The organism is Nonomuraea sp. MG754425 (assembly GCF_021699195.1).
GTDB lineage: Bacteria > Actinomycetota > Actinomycetes > Streptosporangiales > Streptosporangiaceae > Nonomuraea.
This window is the reverse complement of the sequence record NZ_SSXE01000056.1, coordinates 36217-60904: the sequence shown is the minus strand read 5'-3', so window position 1 is coordinate 60904 and position 24688 is coordinate 36217. Positions and strand designations below refer to the sequence as shown.

At 66.1% G+C, this 24688-nt stretch carries 8 protein-coding genes, 1 tRNA gene and 1 pseudogene; 7 read left to right on the top strand and 3 right to left on the bottom strand.

From position 1 onward, the window contains the following. Nucleotides 1-99 precede the first annotated feature (99 nt). Nucleotides 100-690, top strand: coding sequence for a hypothetical protein (locus tag FAF44_RS20745; RefSeq protein WP_237104867.1), 591 nt, complete (start codon nt 100-102; stop codon nt 688-690). 418 nt (nt 691-1108) lie between these two features. Here FAF44_RS20745 and FAF44_RS20740 read toward each other — a convergent pair whose 3' ends face one another. After that, a complete protein-coding gene (locus FAF44_RS20740) occupies nt 1109-2167 on the bottom strand; it encodes an IS630 family transposase (protein WP_237104866.1) in 1059 nt (352 codons plus the stop codon). 564 nt (nt 2168-2731) lie between these two features. Between FAF44_RS20740 and FAF44_RS20735 the strand changes: the two genes are divergently transcribed. From FAF44_RS20735 to FAF44_RS20720, 3 genes are all read left to right on the top strand, one after another. Continuing rightward, nucleotides 2732-3973: an IS256 family transposase gene (locus FAF44_RS20735; protein ID WP_237104865.1), complete on the top strand. Its 1242-nt coding sequence runs from the start codon at nt 2732-2734 to the stop codon at nt 3971-3973. Nucleotides 3974-4832: 859 nt separating this feature from the next. Further along, the gene (locus FAF44_RS54795; RefSeq protein WP_308193348.1) at nt 4833-11396 is read left to right on the top strand and encodes an RHS repeat-associated core domain-containing protein; all 6564 of its coding nucleotides are present in this window, start codon (nt 4833-4835) and stop codon (nt 11394-11396) included. A gap of 9 nt (nt 11397-11405) precedes the next feature. Then, a complete protein-coding gene (locus FAF44_RS20720) occupies nt 11406-11645 on the top strand; it encodes a hypothetical protein (protein WP_237104864.1) in 240 nt (79 codons plus the stop codon). Nucleotides 11646-11767: 122 nt separating this feature from the next. Here the strand turns inward: FAF44_RS20720 and FAF44_RS20715 are convergent, their stop codons facing one another. Next, a complete protein-coding gene (locus FAF44_RS20715; RefSeq protein WP_237104863.1) occupies nt 11768-12451 on the bottom strand; it encodes an IS3 family transposase in 684 nt (227 codons plus the stop codon). A gap of 331 nt (nt 12452-12782) precedes the next feature. On the opposite strand from FAF44_RS20715, the pseudogene FAF44_RS20710 reads away from it, so the two are divergent. Further along, a pseudogene (locus FAF44_RS20710) lies at nt 12783-13594 on the top strand (IS21 family transposase); the annotation flags it as partial. A gap of 92 nt (nt 13595-13686) precedes the next feature. Beyond that, nucleotides 13687-14523, top strand: coding sequence for an IS21-like element helper ATPase IstB (gene istB / locus FAF44_RS20705; protein ID WP_237104868.1), 837 nt, complete (start codon nt 13687-13689; stop codon nt 14521-14523). Between the two features lie 252 nt (nt 14524-14775). On the opposite strand, the gene FAF44_RS20700 is transcribed toward istB, so the two are convergent. Then, nucleotides 14776-14844 (bottom strand) — tRNA-Arg (locus FAF44_RS20700). A gap of 1508 nt (nt 14845-16352) precedes the next feature. On the opposite strand from FAF44_RS20700, the gene FAF44_RS20695 reads away from it, so the two are divergent. Then, a complete protein-coding gene (locus FAF44_RS20695; RefSeq protein ID WP_237104862.1) occupies nt 16353-24683 on the top strand; it encodes a DNRLRE domain-containing protein in 8331 nt (2776 codons plus the stop codon). The last annotated feature ends 5 nt before the right edge of the window (nt 24684-24688 follow it).

The window sequence follows — 24688 nt, the reverse complement described above, 5'->3', positions numbered from 1 at the left end:
GGTTCGACGTATCCGGCGGTGGCCGGGCGAGTGCGGCGGGACCTGACCACGAGCACCGCGAGCACGGCCAGCAGGGCGACCACGAGCACCACGGCCGAGGTGACCATCGTCGCGGTGGAGAAGCCCGTCTGCCGGCTGGACACCGCGGCGTCGAGGTGTGCGGGGACGGCGCTGGAAGCCGTGGTGCTGGGTGCCGGCGGCGTGGCAGCGGTGCCCTCGGCGGCGTCGGCCTCCGGCGTGGGGGGCGGCGTGGGCGAGGCCGAAGTGGCCGCTGCCGCTGCTGAAGTGGAGGTGGCGGACGGTTCGGCTTCGTCGGTGGCCGAAGCGGATGGTGACTCCGATGTCGTGGCGGTGTCCGCGGGGGAGGGCGACTCGGAGGACGTGGCGGTTTCTGTAGGCGATGGCGAGTCGGATGCCGTGGGGGTGGCTGAGGGGGACTCGGACGTGGCCGTGGGAGTGGCCGTGGGGGACTCGGAAGTGGTGGGTGTGGGGGAGGACGATTCCGACGTCGTGGCGGTCGGGGTGGATGACGGCGTCGCGGTGGACGTCGGTGTGTCCGAGGTGGGTTGCGGAGTAGTCGTGGTGGCAGGCCCGCCTGACGTTGAAGTCGGAGTGGCCGTCGGTGTGTCGGACGGTGGCGCGCTTTCAGACGGTGGCACGCTCTCGTACGGTGGCGTGTTCGAGGCATGAGTCGGCTCTGGTACGGGACGGGTCGCCACGGACGACGGGCCGGCACCCTCCTGGTGGGAGTCGGCCTGATGGGATCCGTTCTGGCTGGTGCTGTCCCGGTCCGGGGCCGACGGGGTGGTCGGCTTCTCCGGAGAGCCATGGCCCAGCTCTTGAGAATCCGGGCCCTTCCCGTGCGGGCTCTGGTGCTTGGCTTGAGTGTCCTGGGGATCGTCCGTGTCGGTGCGCGGCCCACCATAAGATTCGCCCGCCGCCGGGCCCGCGTGGACATCGTGCGCCTGCGGAGCGTCGTCCTGAGCGCCGGTGGCGCCGGGCTCTGCCTCGGTGGTCTGATACCACGAGGTCAAGACGTAGGTCGCGTCAACGAACTGCTGGATATCTGGCGCCATGGAAGCTGGGGACCTTCCGGACGAGACCGGATTTACCCATGCAGACCATGACAAAAGTGATGACGAAGGACTGATGAGGCTAAACCGGGAGCCTGTGGGTACGGCGAGCGTACCCTGACGTTCCCGCAGGTCAAGTGCTCCAGAAGGCGTGATCGACGGCTCTGCCCGGAGTGAAGCCCAAGCCAGATCGGCGCTGTCGGTAATTCAGTCAACGCGAACCAGGAAGAAAGATCTACCAAAGTCCGCCGCCGGCCAGTGGCCGGAATCCTTTTGATCGAGACCACATCCTGATGGTGCCGTCTTGCAGTCGCCCGCAGGAAGGTGATCAACACATCTCCCCGTTCCAGTCCCCCCAGATAGGGGTCCAGTTCGTGCTGCTCCTCGACGTTGGCGTGGTGACGGGCCGACAGCTTGCCGATCACTTGGCCGGTGGCGGTGTTGAGCGCGGCGAACAGATCGACGGTGCCGTGCCGCACGTAGTCGAAGCTGCGTCGCTCAGGCACACCGGGCAGCATCGGCAGCACCGGGGCGTTCCGCTGCAACGCCTGGATCTGCGGCTTCTCATCCACGGCGAACACCGCAGCATGGTCTGGCGGGGCCAGATACAGCCCCACCACATCGCGGATCTTGTCGATCAGCAGCGGATCGGTGGAAATCTTGAAGTTCTCGGTACGCCAGGGCGTCAGCCCGACCGCCCGCCAGATCTGCAGCACGCTGCTCGCAGAGATACCCACCTTGCGGGCCAGTTCCCGCTTGGACCAGTGCGTGGACCCGGCCGGCACCTCTTCCAAAGCGCGCACCACCACCTCCACCTGGGTATCGGTGATGGTGCGCGGCACCCCGGGCCGCGGCTCATCGCTCAGACCGTCCAGCCGAGGCGCCAGGAACCGACTGCGCCAGCGTGCCACCGTCTTGCGGTCCAGCCGCAGCCGAGCCGCTACCGCCACGTTCCCGCCACCCTCGGCACAGGCCAGCACGATCCGCGCCCGCATCGCCAGCCCCTGAGCAGTCGAGCGACGCCGGGCCCGGCCCGTCCGCATCCGCCGCTCTTCCTCGGATAACACCACCGGCTCAAGTCTGCTGTCCGCCATCACTCCAGCACACCTCAGCAGCCAGACGTCGTCACCACCGCACAGCCGGTCTGAAACAAAACACACCTCATGCGGCGTCCCTGATACGCACAACCGGCTCACTAGGTGAGTGCCCCCGGCAGGATTCGAACCTGCGGCACCCGCTTTAGGAGAGCTCGAGTCTTTTCGAGTCCAACATGTCTATTGATGGGCGATATGTGGTTTCTGTCCACCGTGCATTGGCGCCTCGGCAAGGACCTCCTATCGTCCATCGCTTGACAGGCGTTTGGCCTGGTCAAAACGTTACGCGCGGTCGGAGCCCTGCAAGGCGTTCCCGCTCTTCATATGCGGATGTTTTTGTGAGCTGCAGATCCGGTGGTCCGGCCGGGCCAATTGACGCTGCCTCGCCGACGCCAGATGGATGGGCGCTGGGCATGAGTGCCTGGTCGCGGACGGCGAGGTTGGTTGCGTCCACGGAAGTGGTGTACGAGTTTGACCTGGTCAAAGGCGTGGCGTCGTGAAATAGCGGCGGCCATCGCGTGATCCTTTCGATTAGCGAAGATCAAGTTCGAAGGGAATCAGGCGATGGCCGCAGACCTCAGTGTGACGCCCGAGCAGTGGCTGGCGAAGCAGATCGAGACCGGAGATCCGGATCTGTTGCGATCCATGGTGAAGACCATGGCCGAAGCGTTGATGTCAGCCGAGGCCGACAGCCTGTGCGGCGCCGGCTATGGCGAACGCAGCGACGAGCGGACCAACCGGCGCAACGGCTACCGCACCCGCGAGTGGGACACCCGCACAGGATCGATCGAGCTGGCCATCCCGAAGCTGCGGTCGGGCTCGTACTTCCCGGACTGGCTGCTGGAACGCAGGCGGCGGGCGGAGCCGGCCCTCATCAGCGTCGTGGCCACCAGCTACCTGCTGGGCGTCTCCACCCGCCGGGTCGACAGACTGGTCGAGCAACTCGGCATCAAGCACATCTCCAAAAGCCAGGTATCCGAGATGGCCAAGACGCTGGATGAACAGGTCGAAGCCTTCCGCACCCGCGCGTTGGACGCCGGCCCCTGCACCTTCCTGTGGCTGGATGCCCTGACCCAGAAGGTCCGCGAGGGCGGCCGCATCATCAACGTGCACGTCCTGGTGGCCACCGGCGTCAACGCCGACGGCCGCCGGGAGATCCTCGGCCTGGAGGTCACCTCGGCTGAGGACGGCGCAGGCTGGCTGGCGTTCCTGCGCGGCCTGGCCGCCCGCGGCCTGTCCGGGGTGCAACTGGTCATCTCCGACTGCCACGCCGGTCTCGTGGCCGCCATCGGCGCCACCCTGGCGGGCGCGTCCTGGCAAAGGTGTCGCAGCCACTACCTGCGCAACCTTTTGACCTGCGTGAACAAGTCCGCGCAGCCGTTCGTGGCCACCCTGGTGCGCACCATCTTCGACCAGCCCGACGCCACCTCGGTGCGTGCTCAGCACGCCTGGGTCGTGCAAACCCTCGAGGCCAAGCATCCGGCCGCGGCCGAGCACCTGGACGCCGCCCGGGAAGACCTGATCGCCTTCGCCGTCTTCCCCCGCGAGATCTGGCCTCAGATCTGGTCCAACAACCCGCAGGAACGGCTGAACAAGGAGATCCGCCGCCGCACCGACGTGGTGGGCATCTTCCCTGACAGGCCCTCGATCATCCGGCTGGTTGGCGCCGTGCTGGCCGAGCAGACCGACGAATGGGTCGAAGCCCGCCGCTATATGAGCCTGGATGTCCTGGCCAAGGCCCGCGTCCGGATGATCCTCGGCGACACACCAGCCCAGAGCCCGGCCCCGCAGACACTTGCCGCTTAACCTGCAGAAACAGGATCACGCGAAGATCGATTCATACACCACGTCCGTGGACGTGACCGCGAGGTTCTGTGGCGTCGGCGGTCCGTCTCTCCGCTGCCGGGCGTCCGAGCAGCTTGTCAATGCTGCGTCGTTCGCGTTCGATGGGACGGCCCGCGCGCGCCGCACGTCCGTACGGCCACCGTCACGGCCTCCTAATTGGCGCGGACGAGGCGGAGGGCTCTTGGCGATGTAGTACTCGGCCGCGCCCCGGCAGGCGTCGGACGCGATCGAACGCGTCTCGGCCAGTCGCACTGCTCAGGCCCGGCGGTCCACGAGCGCCCGGCCGCTGACCTGGTGCTCGGATGCTGTACTGAGCGATGCGACAGCTTGTGGAAGGCGCAACGGGGAGGCGGACTCGCCTGTGGCGCCGACAAAGACGTTGTCGAATGAAGGTCGCGCATGTCTGACTCCGCTGGTCAATGTGACCCATGTCACAAAGTATCGACCATCTGGTATGGGGAGTTTCTACAAGCTGGTTGACATGCAGTGCGCCTCGCTGTGGATCAGAAAAGGGACATTCCGTAACGTTTGCGGCGAACTTGCGGCTGTTGACCTCTAGATGATCGTCGATCAAGATCCGGACTGATCGTCTTTATCTACTCCTTACGGCCTGACGCGGCCTCTTCCGAAGGCCTGCGCCAGCGTGCCCTGAAGAGGTGGCGACATGCGAACCTGGCGACGGTTACGGACGACGGTGCTGGTCATCGCGGTGGCGATGGCATTAGTGATCTCCGGCTTGGGGGTGCCTGACAATCTCGTGTTTCCGGCGGCGGCGTCGGTTTCCGGGCCGGATCCCGAGACATCGGTGGATGGCCGACCGGTGGCGAAGGCCAAGACGGTCAAGGGGGCGGAGGAGTCCCAGCCGAAGGTCGAACGCAAGGAGCCGGTGTGGCCGAAACCGGGCACGGCGCAGGTGGATCCCGGCGAGAAGGCGGTAGCGGCGGGCGCGCTGCCGGTACGGCTCTCCGAGGTCAAAGGCGCGGCCGAGGTCGGCGCGGTGAAGGTGGAGACGCTGCCCGCCGACACCGTGCAGAAGCTGGGCGGGATAGGCATCGCCGCCCGGCTGACCGGCGACAGCGCTGGAAAGGTGCGAGCGGAGTTCTCGTATGCGAGCTTCCGCGATGCCTACGGCGGCAACTTCGCCACTCGCCTGCAGCTGCTGCGGCTGCCGGCGTGTGCGCTGACGACGCCACGCCCGCGCGATTGCGTCGTACGCCCGCAGCCGGTCAAGGCGCACAACGACGTCAAGACCGGCACGCTGACGGCCGACCTTGACACCGACCCGGCCACCGGCAAGGCAGCGGCGCTGACGCTGCCGAAGAGCCAGAGCGGCAAGGACGTCAAGACGGCCGATGCCCGCGCCGGGCAGGCGTTCACGTCCGGGTCGGTGTACGTGCTGGCGGCCGGGATGACCGGCCCGGACGGCAACTTCGGCGCCACCGACCTCAAGCCGTCCGGCACCTGGCAGGCCGGCACGTCCGGCGGCGGCTTCTCCTACGACTACCCGCTGCCGGAGGCGCCGTCACCGGTCGGTGACGGGCCGAACCTGTCGCTGCAGTACGACGCCTCCTCCGTGGACGGCGAGGGCCACTGGACCAACAACCAGTCCGGCGTGACCGGGATCGGCTGGAACCTGTCGGCCGGGTTCATCGAGCGCAAGTACCGCCGCTGCACCGCCTGGACCGAGTACGACCCCGACACCGCCGCGCTGATCTGGCACGCCGACGAGAACGGCCCCTACGGCTCGGCCGTCTGCTGGGAGTCACCCGACGAGCTGGCCACCGACGTCACCAAGGACTACACCCAGTCGGAGCTGGTGCTGAACCTGGCCGGCCGGTCGGCCTCGATCGTCAAGGACCGCACCAGCGGGTTGTGGAAGACGGTGCCGGACTTCGGCTGGAAGATCGAGCAGCTCACCGGCGGTGCGGACGGCCTGGAGTACTGGAAGGTCACCTCCAGCGACGGCCAGGTCCACCGCTTCGGCTACAACAAGGACGCGCAGTGGCAGTTGCAGTACGTCGGCAACCAGCGCGCCGAGCCGTGCGCCGACCGGTACTTCAACGACATGATCCCGCCGACCTGCACCGGCGTGTGGCGGTGGAACCTGGACCAGTCGATCGACGCCAACGAGAACGTCATCGACTACACCTATGAGCGCGAGACCAACTACTTCTGCATGCCCGACTGTGTCTCCGAGGTCTACGTGCCGCTGCCCTACGATCGGGGCGGTTTCCTCAAGCAGATCAGCTACGGCCACAACACCCAGGTGTCCGGCAGCACGCCGACCTCGCGGATGACGTTCACCACCTCCGACCGCGGCGGCCTGGACGTGCCGACCGACCTGACCTGCGGCTCGTCTTGCACGACCAACGATGCGGTCGCGTTCTACTCCACCCGCAAGCTCGACTCGATCCTCACCGAGTCCAAGAACCCTGCCTCAGGGGTGTGGGAGCCGGACACCCGCACCGACTTCCGCTACCGGTGGATTTACACCCGCACCGACTTCGGCCCGGCCTATGACCCGGTGTTGTGGCTGGACAGCGTGCAGCAGACCGGCCTGGCCGGCACGAGCGCGCAGAAGCTGCCGCCGGTCAGCTTCGACGCCGCCATGGTCGCGGGCCGGATGGAGTACGACAACTGGTCGGACTGGACCGACTTCCTGTCCTGGCGGATGGTGCCCCGCGTGGCCGGGATCGGCAACGGCATGGGCGGCCGGATCGAGGTCACCTACGGCCAGGCCGACCCGTGCGGCGGCGGCAAGGGCCGCGACGGCACCAGCTACTTACCCGACGCAACCGGCGACTGCTACAAGGTCGACTACTTCTACAACGAGGAGACCGGCCAGGAGAACTGGGGCCGCTTCTTCAAACAACTCGCGACGAAGGTCGTCGAACGCGATCTGGTCGGCGGCTCGCCCGACATGGTCACCAGCTACGACTATCTTGACTCTCCGCGCTGGACCAACCCTGTCGCCTTCGCCCAGCCCGACCTCGCCCCTGCGGGCAGCGACTGGCGCGGCTACAGCACCGTCCGCACCACCCGCGGCTCCGGCAGTGACCCGAACGGCTACACCGTCACCTCCGACACCTTCTACCGCGGCATCGACGGCGCCACCATCACCACCTTCGAAGGCACCACCGCCACCGACTCCCGCGCCCTGCAAGGCCAGCTGCTGCAGGAGCAGACCTGGAAACTGACGGCCACCGACCCGCGTGCCTACACCGAGGCCGAATCCACCCGGTATGAGTACCAGGTCGTCTCTACCGGCACCGGCCCCGGCGTCCTGGACCCGGCCTTCGTGCACCGCACCCGCGAACGCACCCGCGAACAGATCACCGGCGGCACCTGGCGCTGGAGCGACCAGCGCACCGCCTACAACAGCGACGGCCAGCCCACCACGGTCAACGACTACGGCGACACCTCGCTGACCACGGACAACACATGCACCAGCACCACCTACGCCCGCAACCCCGCCAACGGCATCACCAGCCTGCCCTCGGTAATGGAGAAACGCTCCGGCGACAGCTGCACCGGCGGCACCGTGCTCGGCAAGGCCATCACCCTGTACGACGGCGGCACCGACCCCGCCACCAACACCCCCAGCGACGGCAACGTCACAGAGACCCGTTCCTACGCGAACGCCACCACCATCTCCACCACCAAGAACACCTACGACGACTACGGCCGCCCGCTGACCGCCACCGACGCCCTGAACAAGGTCACCACGACGGCCTACAGCCCGGTGGTGGGCTGGCCGCACCAGGGTGTGACGGTTACCAATCCCAAGAATCACGTCGTCACAACGTTCTCCTCCCACCGCAACGGTCTTCCCACCAAGGTGGTGGACGCCAACGGCAAGACCATGGAGATCGACTATGACGCCCTCGGCCGGACGTCCACCCTGTGGGAGCCGGACCAGCCCAGGAGCGCGGGAACCCCGACCGCGACGGTGGCCTACGACATCCCGTTCAACGGCAACCTGGGCCAGCCCACCGCCCCGGCCAGGACCACCATGCGCAAGCTCCTGCGCGGCACCACGTACATCTCGACATACAGCTACGACGACGGTTTCGGCCGACCTCGCGAGACGCAGATGAGCTCACCCGCCGGTGGTCGTGTGGTCTTGCTGACCACGTACGATGCCCGCGGCCTGGCGGCGGCGACCTCCCAGCCCGTGCACAACGCCGCCGATCCGGGCAGCGGTCTGCTCAACCCGGCGCTGACCACGCTTCCTTCGTGGACCAAGAAGGTCTACGACAGCATGGAACGGCCTACCGCGGCCATCGAGTATCACCTTGCCGCCGAGTTCCGCCGGACTGTAACCGCCTACCCGGGCCTGGACCGGGTCGAGGTCACGCCACCGGTCGGCGGCAAGACGGCCACCGTCTCCGACGTCTTCGACCGCACGATCAAGACCGAGGAGTGGAAGGACGCCGCCACCCACCACGACACCACCTACACCTACAACGCCGCCGGCAACCTCTCCACGATCACCGATGCCAACGGCAACTCCCGTACGGCGAGCTACGACTGGCTTGGCCGCCGCACAGCCGCGAGCGACCGTGACTCGGGCAGTGCTTCCTACGGCTACGACGCCGTAGGAAGGCTCGCGTGGAGCATCGACGGTAACGGCACCAAGGTCTCGAACGTCTATGACGACCTCGGAAGGCGCACCAGCCAATGGCAGGGAGATCCGCAGAACGGGACGAAGCTCACCGAGTGGACCTACGACGAGGTCGCCAAGGGGTACCCGTCATCCTCGACGCGATACGTCGGTGGCAACGCGTACACGGAGAGGGTCCTGGCCCTGGACAGCTCCTACCGGGCCACTGCCACCAAGGTCACCATCCCTACCTCTGAAGGAGCCCTCGCGGGCGACTATGAGTTCACCGCCAAATATGACGTGGCGGGGCACCTGGTAGAGCAAGGGGCACCTGGCAAGGGCGATCTCCCGGCTGAGAAGCTCGCCCTCGGTTACACCGATCTGGGTCTGCCCAGCAGCCTGACGTCCGACTACGCGAGCGGGACCACCTACGTCAAGGAGAGCGTTTACTCGGCGACCGCTCGGCTCAACGAGCGCGAATACGGCGCCAACTCCCAGGTCAGGCGCACGTTCACCTGGGATGAAGGTACCGGCTGGCTCAACCGCCTCACCACCACCTCCGGCTCGCAGGTCGCCCAGGACGACAACTTCACCTACAGCAAGGGTGGCCAGATAAGCACGATCAAGGACGCGACTTCCGGGCAGGCGGAGTGCTTCGGCTATGACGGCCTGAACCGGCTGACCTCCGCCTACACCACGACCGGCGCCTCCTGCGCCGCGTCCGCCGACAACCAGGGGCCTGACCCCTACAGCCAGTCCTTCGCCTACGACGCCGTCGGGAACATGACCTCCGCCAGCGACAACGGCGTGACCTCCACCTATGGCTACCCGCCCGCCGGAGCATCGTCCGTACGGCCCAACGCCGTCACTTCGATCACCGACCCCGGCGGGACCGACACGTACGGCTACGACGACGCCGGCCAGCTCGTCACCCGCACCGTGGACAACAAGCAGGCCACCTTCACCTGGGACTCCCTCGGCCAGATGGAAAAGGCCACAGTCGATGGCGCTGAGACGTCCATGGTCTACGACGCTGAAGGTGAGCGGCTGATTCGGCGTGACCCTGACGGCTCGTCCACCCTGTACCTAGGGACGATGGAGATCCGCGCCGTTGGCGGAGTCGCCCAGGCCACCCGCTACTACTCGGGTCCCGACGGCACGGTGGTCGCGATGCGGACCGCCGCAGGTGTGAAGTGGATGGCCTCCGGGTTGCACGGTTCGACCCAACTCGCCATCGACGACGCCACCGGCCAGGTCGCCCGGGAGAGGTATCGCCCGTACGGGCAGCGCCGCGGCCAGGACGATCTGCTGTTCACCGACCGCGGCTTCCTCGGCAAGACCGAGGACGAATCAACCGGCCTCGACTACCTGTCGGCCCGATACTACGACCCGAGAATCGGCAAGTTCGTCTCCACCGATCCCTTGCTCGACCTGTCCAAACCGCAATGGAGCAACCCTTACTCCTACGCCGGGAACAACCCGATCGGCGCCTCCGACCCCTCGGGGCTGAAGGTCATCGACGATGTCGGGCCGGTCGACGCGTGCGCCAAGCCCAAGAGCGCGGCCTGCAAAGTGCAGCGCAAACGTCAGGCCGAAGCCGAGGCCAGAGCGGCCCAGGGCGAGGTGGACCGTCAGCTCAAGGCACTGATCGACTCTGTGATGGCCCTGGCGAAGATCGCGGCCGACGAGCTCGGCATCACCGCTGGCATCAAGTGCTTCGCCAGCGGGGACCTGGGCGCCTGTGGCGAGACCGCGCTCAACATCCTGGGTTCGCTCGCGGGCGGTCTCGCAGGCAAGCTCGCTGCGAAGTACGCCCTGCCATGGAAGTGGAAGAAGGCGTACGAGCTCGGCAAGAGAGTCTGGAAACACGCCGGCGACGCCATCAGCGCCTTCAAGAACTGGCTCGCGGCGAAGGACCGGCTCAAGCTCGCCGCGAGAAAGGTGCAGAGCGCGACCGAGGCGCTGGGGGTGGGCAAGTCCTGCCCGATAGGCCGGAAGAACAGCTTCACGCCCGGAACCCTGGTGGTGATGGCCGACGGATCCCGGAAACCGATCGAAGAGGTAGCCACTGGCGACATGGTCCTCGCCACCGATCCCAAGTCCGGTCAGACGCGGGCGGAGCGGGTCATCGCGGTGATCGCCGGCAAGGGCGCCAAGAACCTCGTCCAGGTCACGGTCGACACGGACGGCGAGCGCGGTGACGGCGTGGGTGTGGTCGTCGCCACCAGCGAGCACCCCTTCTGGTCACCGGACCAGCGCGCATGGGTCGAGGCGGGGGATCTGTCGGCCGGCTCGTGGCTGCGTACCAGCGCCGGTACGTACGTGCAGGTGAGCGCCATCGCCAAGAGTTCCAGCAGCGATCAGCGTGTCTACAACCTGGATGTCGCCGGCTCCTCCACCTACCACGTGGCCGTCGGAGGCGCCGACGCACTCGTCCACAACGACGATCTTTGCGGTATCGACAACCTCGCCCATGGCAAGATGCTTTACCACACCATCGACACGCCTCAAGGCAAGATCGAGATATTGGCTACGGTAAGTATCGAAAATGGGCAGGTGACCTTGTCGGACATCGCGATCTTCGGCACGACGGGTGACATGGCACGTGGATCGCTCGGAACGGGAGGCGCGGGTCTCTTGCTCCGTGAAGTACGCAAGGTCCTTCTTCCGGCGCTGGGCGCTCAGGGATTCAAGTCCCTGCGCGTTCGCGGAGTACGCGTCACGGGCCCGGTCGGGCACCGGCCGGATCTCGAATTCAAGGTGCCGGGCGCAGACAGCTAGGCGAAGAGAATGCTCTCCAAGGAACAGCATGCCGAATTCCTCGCGAACGCGAAGAAGGAATTGGAGGCGGGCGTCGATGTCAACGTGCTGATCGGGTCCATGAGAAGGAACGGGTTCACGCCGGTCGATTGCATCCGCGGGGTCATTGACCTGCTGGGCTGCTCGCTGGCGGAAGCGACGGAGAAGGTCGCCTCCAGCCCGGCGTGGTCCGACTTGCACAGACGGGCCGGGGATGGGACCGTGTCCTGATCCTGGCCACGTCGCATCCCATCGCATCGCATCGCATCGCCGAGCGGGTTGACGACGAGGGTGACGATTTCCGAAAATCGTCACCCTCGCTCTGTCAATCCCCTCAAAGTGTGGAGACGGTCCTATGCCACAGCGGTCCTCAGCAGGGCCGTTGATGCTTGCCGCTTCTCGATCAGTTGACGCTCGAATGTGACAGGCGGCAGCCCGTCGTTGGCACTGTGCCTGCGGTTGATGTTGTAGAAGTCCGCGATCCAGGTCGCGATCTTCAGTCGGGCCTCCGCGCGGGTGCGGAAGCGGTGGCGATGTACGAACTCGACCTTCAGGGTGCTGTTGAACGCTTCCGAGGCGGCGTTGTCGAGCGCGCACCCGACCCGGCCCATCGACTGCACCATCCCGTGCTTGCGGCATTCGGCCTGGTAGCGGGCAGCCGTATATTCCGAGCCGCGATCGGAGTGAAAAATCACCCCGTCCACGTCACCACCACGCGTGACCACGGCCATCTGCAGCGAGGCCACCGTCAGCGCCGCATCATGGTGTCCGGACATGGCGTAGCCAAGTAGCCGGCGCGAGAACAGATCCTCCGCCGTGGCCAGGTACAACTTGCCCTCATCGGTGTCGATCTGCGTCACATCACCGCACCACAACACGTCCGGCGCGACCGCGTCGAACTTCCGGCGGACCAGATCCGGCGCGGCCGGCCGCTTGCCCTGCCGGGTCAGCGAACGCGGCTTCTTCGGCCTGCGGCCGGCCAAGCCGAGTCCGGCCATCCGCCTGGCCACGGTGTTCTCCGACAGCTTCCAGCCCATGACACCCCACCGCGTGTCCACTTCCGTGGGGGAAGGCCCTCCATCGGCTTGCTCGGGCTTCGATCTGGGCCAGCAGTCGGCGTTCACCCCAGGAGGAGCGACGCAGTGGCTCTCTTGCGGGCTGATCGCGGCTGGCTGGGTGCTGGCGACCACCATTGTCGCCGGAGCGGCCACGTACTGGGCCGGTGAGTGTGGACTTCAAGCGGAGTTACGCACATATTTGGCACGATCAGGCTGGCTGTGTTCGACCCATGCCGCGCGGCTGGAAGCGGGTACCGGCGAACGTGGTGTCGACGTCGCGTGAATACTGACCCCCAGGCGACGGCCGAAATCTTCGCGGACCAGCTACCAGCCGGGCGAACTCGCGCAGTGCGATCTGTGGTTCCCGCCGGCGCGTATCCCGGTCGGCCCTGATCGGGGGATGAGCCTGCTGGTGCTGGTGCTGGTCTGCGGTTACTCGCGTTGGCTGCTGGCCCGGATGCTGCCCTCTCGCGCGGCGGGGGACCTGTTCGCCGGGATGTGGCGCTGCTGTCGCTGCTCGGCGCAACGCCGAAGACGCTGGTGTGGGACAACGAGGGGGCCATCGGAGGGTGGAAGCGCGGCCGTCCGCAGCTCACCCAGGACGCCGAGGCCTTCCGCGGCACTTTGGGCGCCCGCATCCTGCAGTGCCGGCCGGCCGATCCGGAGGCCAAGGGCCTGGTGGAGCGGGCCAACGGCTATCTGGAGACCTCCTTCATGCCGGGCCGGGCCTTCACCGGCCCACACGACTTCAACACTCAGCTGGAGAGTTGGCTGCAGCGGGCCAACCAGCGCCATCATCGGCGCCTGGACTGCCGCCCGGCCGATCGGATCGGCGCGGATCGGGCGGCGATGGTCGCGTTGCCGCCGGTGCCGCCGACCGTGGGCTGGCGCAGCGCGACCCGGCTGGCGCGCGATCACTACGTGCGCGTCGCCTCCAACGACTACTCCGTCCACCCGTCCGTGATCGGCCGCCTGGTCGAGGTCGTCGCCGACCTGGAACATGTCACGGTGACCTGCGCCGGCCAGGTGGTGGCCCGGCATCAGCGCTGCTGGGACGTCCATCAGACGCTCACCGACCCCGCCCACGCCCAAGCCGCGGCGACGCTGCGCGCGGCACGGCTGCCGAGGGTGGCCACGCCGATCGACACCGAGGTGGAACAACGCCGGCTCAGCGACTACGACGCGCTGCTCGACCTCCAAGAAGGGGTGGCGTGATGGCCGCACGAACCAGCGCCGCCGCCACCACCGCCACCGCCGCGACGGCGGTCGCGAGCGGGCGCAACGTCGCCGCCGAGCTGGCCTACCTGACCCGGGTACTGAAGGCGCCGTCGCTGGCCGCCGCCGTTGAACGGCTGGCCGAACGAGCTCGGGCCGAAGCGTGGACGCATGAGGAGTTCCTGGCCGCCTGCCTGCAACGTGAGGTGACTGCACGCGACTCCCACGGCGGCGAGGCCCGCATCCGCGCCGCCCGCTTCCCAGCCCGCAAAGCCCTGGAGGACTTCGACTACGACCATCAGCGCTCGCTCAAACGCGAGGCCATCGCTCACCTGAGCACGCTGGACTTCGTCACCGCTCGGGAGAACGTGGTCTTCCTCGGCCCGCCCGGCACCGGCAAGACGCACCTGTCCATCGGGCTGGGGATCCGCGCCTGCCAGGCCGGACACCGGGTCGCCTTCGCCACCGCCGCCGGGTGGGTCGCCCGCCTGGCCGACGCCCACGCCGCCGGTCGCTTGCAGGACGAACTGGTCAAACTAGCCCGCATCCCTGTCCTGATCGTGGACGAGGTCGGCTACATCCCGTTCGAGCCCGAGGCCGCCAACCTGTTCTTCCAGCTCGTCTCCAGCCGCTATGAGCGGGCCTCGCTGATCGTCACATCCAACAAGCCGTTTGGCCGCTGGGGCGAGGTGTTCGGCGACGACGTGGTCGCCGCCGCCATGATCGACCGCCTCGTCCACCACGCGGAAGTGATCTCGCTGAAGGGAGACAGCTACCGGCTGAAGAACCGAGATCTGGGCCGGATCCCACCAGCCCGACCCGAGCACGAGCAGTAGCCAACGACAACATCAGGGGGTCAAGATTCAACCGTCGTCAGGGGGTCAGAATTCGGCCGTCGTTGACACGTGGCGGCCTAAAATGTGGTCCGACCTGGGGAAACATCATCAAGATCATCCCGCGTATATCCCCTGATCATGGTCTTACGGTTGCATGCGGGCACTGCCTGCTGCCTACGAAGGACACAAACAAAAGACCTGCGGCTGTGAAACCGCAGGTCAGGGGCCTGAAATGGCGATCTAGGTGAGTGCCCCCGGCAGGATTCGAACCTGCGGCACCCGCTTTAGGAGAGCTCGAGCAACTCCGGGTCCGACTTGTCCGCTGGCGGGCGATATATGGGTGCTGCTCGGCGTGAGCTGGGCTCTTCGGCGAGGGCCTCCCGGCGCTCATCGCATGACGGGTGTTTAACCTGGTCGGGGCCATATTCGTCGCAGGAAGATCGCAAGGCGTTCCCGCTCTTCAGATGAGGGCACCGGACCGGTGCATCCCCTATGCCCGGATCGGTCGGCAGGTCATCGATCTGACCGATCCAAGTTCGACATGCAGCGCAGCGAAGATCAAGGGCGTTCGCTCTCTCGAGAGACAAGCGTCTTGCCACGCCGCGGTCCGCGACACGACTTGGCGTAACGGTAGTCGGCGGGCGGCTATCCATCAGACTTCTTGGCTTGGCCGGGTGGGGAGTGCGTGTCTTCGTTGTTCTTCACTTCCTGCTCCTTGGCCATCTGTCCCGGGGGTTCTCGGGTCTGTCCCGGTGGAGTGTGCTGGGATGCCGCTTCCGGTTCCGGAGTGCTGGACGGCGGCAACCCTGGTGTCTTTTCGGCCTTGGCGGGGCTGGATGACGTGGCCGGCTGCGGGCGGTGCGATGCGGTCGGGGCGGCGGCCACCAGGGTCGGTCTGACCGTTGCCGTGTGGAGGACCGTGGGCCGTGGGGGGCGCTGAGGGCTAGGGATGGCCGTCGGACGGTGATTGCTGTGCTTGCGGGCCGGTGTGGTCGTCGGAGCGGTGGTGAAGCGACGCGGCTGTGTGGCGCTCGTAGTAGGCGAGGCGATGAGATGGACGTGGGCGGCGATGGCGGGGAGTGGGGCGGCGGTGTGGTCCTCGAGGGTGGGAAGTTCGTCGAGGGTGGGGGAGCTGGACGGGATGCCAGCCAGCAGTGCGGCGAGGGCGATGTTGAGGAGCCCGGCCAGGACGGTGGAGATCCGTAACGCCTGTCTCCGGTGGTGTGGGTGCTGTGTGGTCGCCTGGTCCAGGCGGGTCATCGTGGCCTGAGAGTCGCTGCTGCGGCCATGCGAGGGGTCCTCCAGAGGGGTGCGGCGAGGCGGCCTTATTGATCTAGACACGGATGTTGACGGTGGTCAAGAGCCGTTGACGTGAAGAAGGCAGAGGGTCGGCGTTTCCGCAGGTGAGGGGTTGGAGGCGCCGATTGGGTCGACCGCTGCCGGTTGCTGTGAGTTCGCTGGGAATCGAGGCGCGGCACTGGTGTGCGGTGTTGATCGCGACCAGGGGTTTTCACTGTGCGTAGTATTTTGCCGGATCGAATTAGATGATCTTCATGTGGTGGATCTCCGCAGCGGGAGCCGCTCCCAGCAGTGGATTCAACAGTGTGTTCGCAAAAGGAGTTAGGCCACGTTCCGTAACTCTTGACCGAATGTCCAGTTTTATGGCGTGATGCGGATGTTTTGCTCCGAGGGCCTTACGTCCTCCTTATCCGCGGTCCCCGTGGCCGCGTGCTTCGTGGAGTGTGCCTGTGCCGCAATTACCCCTCGACCGACCCCGACCGACCCGACCTCGCCATCACACACGGTTACGCAAGTTGATCAGCGTGGCGGTGACCGCCACCCTTCTGATCACCATGGCCCCCGCGCCGCCCGCCGTCGCGCGGACCAATACCCAACTCGCGGAGGAGCCGAGCCTCGTCTCCCGCGTGTCGAGCTGGCTGGCCGCCCAGGTGGCGGGCTGGTTCGCCGAAGAGCCGAAGGGCGAAATGCGCCCGTCCGGCCAGAAGATCACGTTGCCGGGACGTGACACCAACCCGGTGGTGCCGAAGCAGGCTGATCCGCCGGGCAAGCGGGTCAAGGAGTTCACCGGTAAGCGGTGGCGGCTCGGCACCGTGTACGAGCTGGACGACGGTCGCTCGCAGGCGGAGATCTCCACCCGCCCGGTGTACTACCAGGACGGTGACGGTGCCTGGCAGCCCATCGACACAACCGTCTCCGCCGCCGAGGGCGACGGGTTCGTGCACGGCAATGACAAGACCGGCTTCGAAACCCGGTTCGGCGACAGGACCGACAAGCTGGTCCGGATCACCGCCGGAAAGCGGCACGTCACGCTCGGCCTGGCCGGGGACAGTCGGCAGATCACCCCGCAGGTAGATGGCTCGACGGTCACCTACCCGCAGGTCTGGGACGGCGCGGACCTGATCTACGCCGTCACCGCCTCCGGCGTGAGCAAGCACATCCGGCTGACCAAGCCGCCGGCCGCGGGCGCCACGTTCGCGTTCACCGTCAAGACCGGTGGAGGACTGAGCGCCGGGCAGAACCGCGACGGGTCGATCACCTTCACCGGTGACGACAGTGACAGGGTGTTCACCATTCCCCGCCCGTACATGATCGACTCCGAGCCGGACGCCGCCTCGCCGTACGGCCGAAGGACAGGCGCCATCACGCAGGAACTTGCCGAGCAGCAGGGCGCGGAGACCACGGTCACGCTCAAGCCGGACGCGGCCTGGCTGGCCGTACCGGATCGGAAGTACCCGGTGCTGATCGACCCCACCATCAAGATCAACGATTGGCGGCCTGACGTCTACGACTCCTACGTCAGCAACGCCTCGGTGACCACCAACTATGCCGACTCCTGGAAGCTGCCGGTCGGTAAGACGGCGGCTGGGCTGAACCGGGCGCTGCTGTACTTCGGCCCTGTTTCTGATCCGGACATCCTGCCGCTCGGCACCCACATCGACCAAGCCAAGCTGGAGATGTACTTCGATCAGGCCTTGGGCGAGACAGCGGCCGTGACGCTGGCAGCGCACGAGATCACCGACGAGTCCTGGGTGTGGGACCCGCAGGGGGTGAACTGGAATAACCAGCCGTCCTTCGCCACGACCGCAGCATCCACGGTGACGCGCAACGTCGGGGAGTTGTCACGCTGGCACTCCTTCGATGTGACCGCGATGGCCAACTCCTGGTACTCCACCAGCTCCGTCCCGATCGCCGGCGTCCTGATCAAGGCGGTCGACGAGGCCAGGACCGCCCCGGTGGGCGGGGTGTCCTACCACGCGATGGACGACTTTACTGGCGTCAACCCGCTCACCGTTGATCCGGTCGCGCACCCGCGGCTGCTCGTGACCTTCGGCGAGCCGTCGGTGACGTTGCACCAGCCCACGCTGGCCACCTCGGTGGGCGCATCGTTGTCGTGGAGCGCCTACGCCGATCCCACTCCGGACGACGCCTCCGATGACCTGGTGGAGTACCGGCTGCGCCACCAGTGCCCGTCGGCCTGTGACCGCAGCTCCAACAACAGCGACGGGGACTACGACGACCTGGTGGTGGCGCTGCCCCCGGAGGTCACCTCCTACGTGGACACGAGCAGTGGTGCGGAGCCAGATGCCGCCGCCGACCCGGACTACACCCACAGAGCCGACTACTGGGTGGAGGCGGTGCTGAAGAACGGCAAGGTGGTGCCCTCCCAGCATGTGCGGGCGTTCCTGCCCAAGCCCGGCTACGTCACCAGGACCCTATATGCCTCGGCGGACACCACGCTGGCCTCGGGCGAACCCGGTACCGGGCACGATGTGGTGGGCCAGCAGAAGCGGCTGCAGGTCGGTAACACCGCCACCACGCTCGGCAACACCCGTACGGTGGTGAAGTTCGACGACTACACCGGCCAGATCCCGGCCGACGCGCAGATCGCCGACGCCCGCCTGTCGCTGTGGCAGGCCACCGCCACCGGTACCGGCGCCGCCTTCACCGCGCACACCCTCACCAGGGCCTTCGACGAGGCCGCGACCTGGAACACCCCCTGGACGACGCCCGGCGGCGACTTCACCGCCACTCCGCTGGACACCGTCACCACCCTGACCGACACCGCCGGCTGGCGGCAGTGGAACGTCACCGACGCGGCCAAGAGCTGGACAGCCACCCCGTCCGCCGGCCACGGTCTGCTGGTCAAGGTCGGCAACGAAGCCGGCACCGCCAAGCAGTCGGCCCAGTTCCTGGCCAGTGAGACCGGTGAGCCGCCGCTGCGCCCCAGGCTGGCCGTCACCTACGCCGAACCGGCCGCGGTGACGTCGTTCTATGCCCCGGATACCCCGGATCGCCTCGACGTCGGCGAGAGCGCAGTCGTCTCGGTAATGGTGAAGAACACCACCACCGAAACCTGGCCCGCTGCCACCACCAAGCTGTCCTACCACTGGAAGCTGCCTGACGGCACCGACGTCTCCACTTCCGAAACACAGCTCAGGACCGATCTGCCGTACGACCTGGAACCGGGAGACGCCGTCGCGGTGGACGCCCAGGCCAAGGCGCCGGCGTCGGTCGGCAACCTGGCCGAGGGCGCCCAGCTGGTGTGGGACGTCCAGGACACGAGCACGAACAACTGGAAGTCGGCCACCCACCACCTGCCGCAGCTGCCACAGCAGATCCGCATCGACTCGCCGACCTCTGACCTGCTCGGCCTGGAGAAGTTCTACGCCTACACCGGCAAGAACACAGGCGCCGGGGGGTCCGCCCTGGTCAACCCGTACGCCGGGAATGTGGTGTGGGGCTACAACGCCTTCTCCAACCCCTCCCGGGGCGTGCAGACGTTCGCCCGGATGACGTACAACAGTCTGGACACGTCGGCGGCCTCGCTCGGCTACGGCTGGAGTCTGCAGACCTCCACCCTGGCCAAACTGGGTTCGCAGCTGCAGTTCCACCCGCCCGGCCAGAGATGGCCCGAACAGGTGCGGCTGACCGACGGCGACGGCACCACACACGTGTGGACGCTCGATACCCACGGCCAGGCCGCCAGCGCCTGCGTGCCCAACACTTGCGACTACAAGCACCCGCGCGGCGTACACCTATACCTGCAGCGCGCCGCCGAATCCCCCGACCGGCCCGGCGTCTTCTCACGTGACCCCGCCCGCCAGTGGATCTTCACCAAGCCCGATCGCACCCAGTTCTTCTTCGACGACGAGGGCTTCCAGTCGGCGATCGTCGACAAGAACGGCAACTCCATGTCGTTCACCTACGAACGGCGTCACTCCAACAACAAGCCGACCAAGTTCCTGCAGTACATCACCGACGCCGCCGGTCGTAGGACGCTGACGTTCGACTACCACGTCAAGGGCCAGGACTACACCTACATCGACGACGAAAGCTGGCAGCCTGTCGCCGACACCAAGCTGACCAACCCGCACATCATCGACACCGTCGAGTCGATCACCGACATAGCCGGCCGCAAGGTCACCTTCGCCTACACCGACAAGGGCTTGATGGCCCGGATGATCGACGGCGCGGGCGACGACGAGGCCAAGACGTTCGGCTTCCGCTACGACGCGACGCAGGGCAACAAGAACGTCAAGCTTGTGGCTATCACGGACCCGCGCGGCAACGACACGGACCTGAAGTACTACGAGGCGCCGGTCGATCCGAAGGACCTGTGGAAGATCGAGACGCTGACGGACCGGCTCGACGGCGTCACCAAATTCGACTACGTCGACCCGGACGGCCCGCAGGGCGGCGTGATCAACGCCACGGTCACCGACCCGCTTACGCACCAGACCAAGTACGTGCTGGACGCCTACGGCCGGCCTGAGTCGATTACCAACGCCAAGAACGAGACCACCAGGCTGGAGTGGGACCCCGACCACAACGTCACCAAACTCACCGAAGCCAACCAGGCGTACGCGACCTGGACGTTCGACCAGAAGACCGGCTACCCGCTGGAGATGAAGGACGCCGAGGCCAACAAGAACGGCACCAACCCCACCACCCTGGCCTACCAGAGCTTCCTCAATGGCTACGTCGCGGACCTGACCGACAAGACCTCGCCCGAGGGCCGCAAGTGGAAGTTCGGCTACGACGCCAAGGGCAATCTCAAGACGGTCACCGACCCGCTCGGCGTCGAAACCGCGACAGCGGATGACTACACCACGAAGTACGACTACGACGGCTACGGCCAACTGATCAAGTCGACGGACACCAACACCAACCCGACCACGTTCGGTGACTACGACCCGACCGGCTACCCCAAGACCATTACCGACGCCTACAACAACGTCACCACCACTGTCTACGACGTGCGCGGCAACGTGCTGTCCGTCACCGACGCGCTGGACAAGAAGACCACCCAGACCTACGACGTCTTCAAGCGCCCGCTGGAGTCGAAGGTCCCCAAGGACCAGGACAAGAACGACTTCATCGTCACCCCGGCCCCCGTCTATGACCGCAACGACAACGTCACCAAGTCCACCGCGCCCCATGGCGCCGTGGCCACCGCTGCCTACGACGCGGCCGACCAGCTCACCGAATCGGTACTGCCCAAGGACAGTGCGGACGGTCCGGAGCGCAAGGCCACCTTCACCTGGGACCTGGCCGGCAACCTCAAGACCCAGACCGAGGCGAAGGGCAACCTGGCCGGTGCGACCGCGGCCGACTACACCACCACCTACGTCTACGACCCGATCTACCAGCTGACCGACATCATCAATGCCGACCAGCACAAGATCACTTACGAGTACGACAACGTCGGCAACACCACCAAGGTCATCGACCCGCGCAAGAACGCCACCGCCGACGCTGCCGACTTCACCGCCACCTCCACCTATGACCTCAACCATCGGGTCAAGACGTCCAAGGACGCGGCCGGCTTTGTGACGGCGGTCGACTACGACCTGGACGGGCTCGTGGTCGGGCAGACCGACCAGGAGAACAATAAGACGATCACGACGTACGACAAGCGCGGCGCCGTGATCGAGACCAAGGTCCCGCACGCCGACACCGGCGGCGACATCAAGTACATCACCACCCAGTACGCCTACGACCAGGTCGGCAACAAGACCAAGACCATCACCCCGCGCGGCGTGGAGACCGCCGACGACCCCGCCGACTTCATCGCCGAGACCAAGTACGACAAACTCAACCGGCCGGTCGAGGAGATCTACCCCTTCGACAAGGACGACCCGGCCTACAACAAGCCCGACAGCACCACCTACGTCTACGACGAGGTCTCCCGGCTGAAGGAGATCTCCGCCCCGCCCTCCCACGGCCAGACCGTCCGCAACATCACCACGCTGACCTACTGGGACAACGGCTGGTCCAAGACCACCACCGACCCGTGGGACATCCAGACCACCTACGACTACAACCAGCTGGGCCTGCAGACCAACCGCACCGTCACCTCCGCGGGCGGCTCCTCCCAGCGCGCGCTGGATTGGGACTACTACCCCGACGGCAAGCTCAAGACCCACTCCGACAACGGCGTCCCGCTCGGCCTGGACGTCGTCCTGGGGGACAACTCCGACACCGGCCAGGTCGTCTCCACCGGCTCCTGGACGCCGACCTCAGGCGGCACCTCCGCCTCCAACATCGCCGGCCCCCAGGTCGCGGCCTCGACCGGGTTCGTTGGCTACGACTACGCCACCGCGCCGGCCGGCACCGGCCAGAGCAGCTTCACCTGGAACCTGACCACCCCCACCGCCGGCATCTACAAGGTCGCCGTCCAGTACCCCCCCGGCGCCACCGCCACCAACGCCAAGTACGCCGTCAAGCACGACGGCGGCACGGATGACGTGGTCGTGGACCAGACCAAGAACGCCGGCACCTGGGTCGAGCTCGGCTCCTACACCTTCACCGCCAGCACCGCGCACAGCATCACCCTCACCGACGCCGCCAACGGCACTCTGGCCGCCGACGCCGTCAAGCTCGTCCGCGACACCGGCGGCGCCACCGACAGCGAGAAGAAGGACTTCTCCTACACCTACGACGCCAACGCCAACCTGGCCCGGATCGACGACAACTCGCCCACGGCCAAGATCGACCTGTGGGACATCGGCTACACCAACCTCAACCAGATCCACCAGATCCAGGAAAAACTCGACGGCGCCCTGAAGAACACCACCACCTACGACTACAACGAGAACAGCGCCGTCACCGTCCGCACCCACGACAAGACGGTGGCCACCTACGGCTACGACGTACGCGACCTGGTCAACCAGGTGGTCAACAAGAAGACGGCCACCGACCCGTTACCGAAGACCACCACCTACACCTACACCCCGCGCGCCGAACGCCAGACCGAGACCAAGGCCAACAACAACACCGTCACCTACGACTACTTCCTGTCCGGCGTCCTGCGCCACTCTGTGGAGAAGAAGCCCAACGCGGCGATCGTGGCCGAGCACACCATCGGCTACCAGGGCAACCTGCAACGGGCCAGCGACCACGCCAAGATCCAGAACGCCGACAGCCTCGGCGCCTACCTGGACAACACCTACGCCTACACCTACGACCCGCGCGACCGCATCGCCAAGACCGTCAAAACCCCGACCGGCGGCGGCCCGGTCGAGACCGAGACCTACTCTCACGACCCCAACAGCAACGTGTGGGAAGAAGAGGTTCTCGGCAAGAAGACCACCTTCACCTACGACCGTAACCGCCTGATGACCTCGGTCACCGACGGGGCCACCAGCACTTACACCTACGACCCCTACGGGCGCCTGCGCACCATTCAGGGCGGCGGCAAGACCTGGGAGAAGTACACCTACGACGGCTTCGACCACGTCACCAAGCACGAAAAGCTCGGCGCCGACGGGGCAACGTCCACAGTGACCACCTACACCTACGACCCGCTGGACAGGACGACGTCCAAGACGGAGAAGGAAGGCACCGCCTCCGCCAAGACCACCGCCTACTCCTACCTCGGCCTGTCCGGCGAGGTCCTGGACGAGGAAGTAGCCGGCAAGCTGGTCAAGTCCTTCCAGTACAGCCCGTGGGGCGAGCGCCTGTCCCAGGTGAAGGTGAAGGCCGACAGTACGGAGGAGTCCTCCTACTACGGCTACAACCCGCACACTGATGTTGAACAGATCACCTCGGAGACGGGTGACACTCGAGCCACTTACGGCTACACCGCCTATGGCAAGAATGACGACAAACTCTTCACCGGTGTCGACAAGCCCGACCCCGTCGATCCGACGGCCAAGGAGGAGTACAACCCCTACCGCTTCAACGCCAAGCGCTGGGACAACTCCACCGGCATGTACGACATGGGGTTCCGCAACTACAACCCCAGCCTCAACCGCTTCCTCAACCTCGACACCTACAACGGCGCTCTCAACGATCTCTCCCTCGGCCTCGATCCCTGGACCGCCAACCGGTACGCCTTCACCGGCGGCAACCCCATCAACAACGTCGAACTCGACGGGCACGAACCACGACCCGGCCATTGCCAGAGCACCTGCCCCACCTCTCAAGCTGAAATAGACAAGGCAAACGCCGAAAACCGCACCGGGCACGAGAGAATGCTTGCGAACTTCGTCAAGCGGGATATGAAGGAATGGCTGGCGCAAAACGGATATAACCCCGATACTGGGAAGCGCACACAAAAGCCATACGATCCTTTCACCCCCTTGGCAGTCACCCCCGACTACTACGCCGGTGACGAACGTGGCGGCCCGGGAGCGCTATGGAACATTATCTGGAATCTAACCGTTGACGATTATGTCGAATGCGGGAAGAGTAACAAGAGCGCCTGCCAAAGCGTGGCGGAGGACGCGCTTCTCAATATGGTCGTTGCCGGTGGCGGGAAAGCAGCCAAAAAGCTGGGCAAGGCGATAGAAGAGTCAGCTGAGGCTCTCGTTCGACTGGCAACTATCAATTGGAGCTCGAATAGCGTTAAAACATTCGGACACACCTTCAGCGATCACGGAAAGAGTGTCGCGCAACTGGCAGATAGGGCACGCAAGAAAGGCGGGCCGCAGGGACGATGGACTGACAACGAAGCTGCTGCAGACTTCATGCGTTCAGTATGGGAGGAGGGCGCCGGCGTGCGGGAAGTAGAGATCCCCGCAGGTCTCGGTGAGATTGTCTTCGCAGACGGAACAACACTTACCGCCAAACGCGCGAAGCTTGTGCCGAGCAAGAACGGCCTGTACAAGACCGCATATCCCATCTTGGACGAGTGATCAAG

What these genes read in the sequence shown, in the direction of transcription:
- FAF44_RS20740 (WP_237104866.1), bottom strand. Translation starts at nt 2,167, where the DNA reads ATGGCGGACAGCAGACTTGAGCCGGTGGTGTTATCCGAGGAAGAGCGG.
- FAF44_RS20735 (WP_237104865.1), top strand. Translation starts at nt 2,732, where the DNA reads ATGGCCGCAGACCTCAGTGTGACGCCCGAGCAGTGGCTGGCGAAGCAG.
- FAF44_RS20720 (WP_237104864.1), top strand. Translation starts at nt 11,406, where the DNA reads ATGCTCTCCAAGGAACAGCATGCCGAATTCCTCGCGAACGCGAAGAAG.
- FAF44_RS20715 (WP_237104863.1), bottom strand. Translation starts at nt 12,451, where the DNA reads ATGGGCTGGAAGCTGTCGGAGAACACCGTGGCCAGGCGGATGGCCGGA.
- istB (WP_237104868.1), top strand. Translation starts at nt 13,687, where the DNA reads ATGGCCGCACGAACCAGCGCCGCCGCCACCACCGCCACCGCCGCGACG.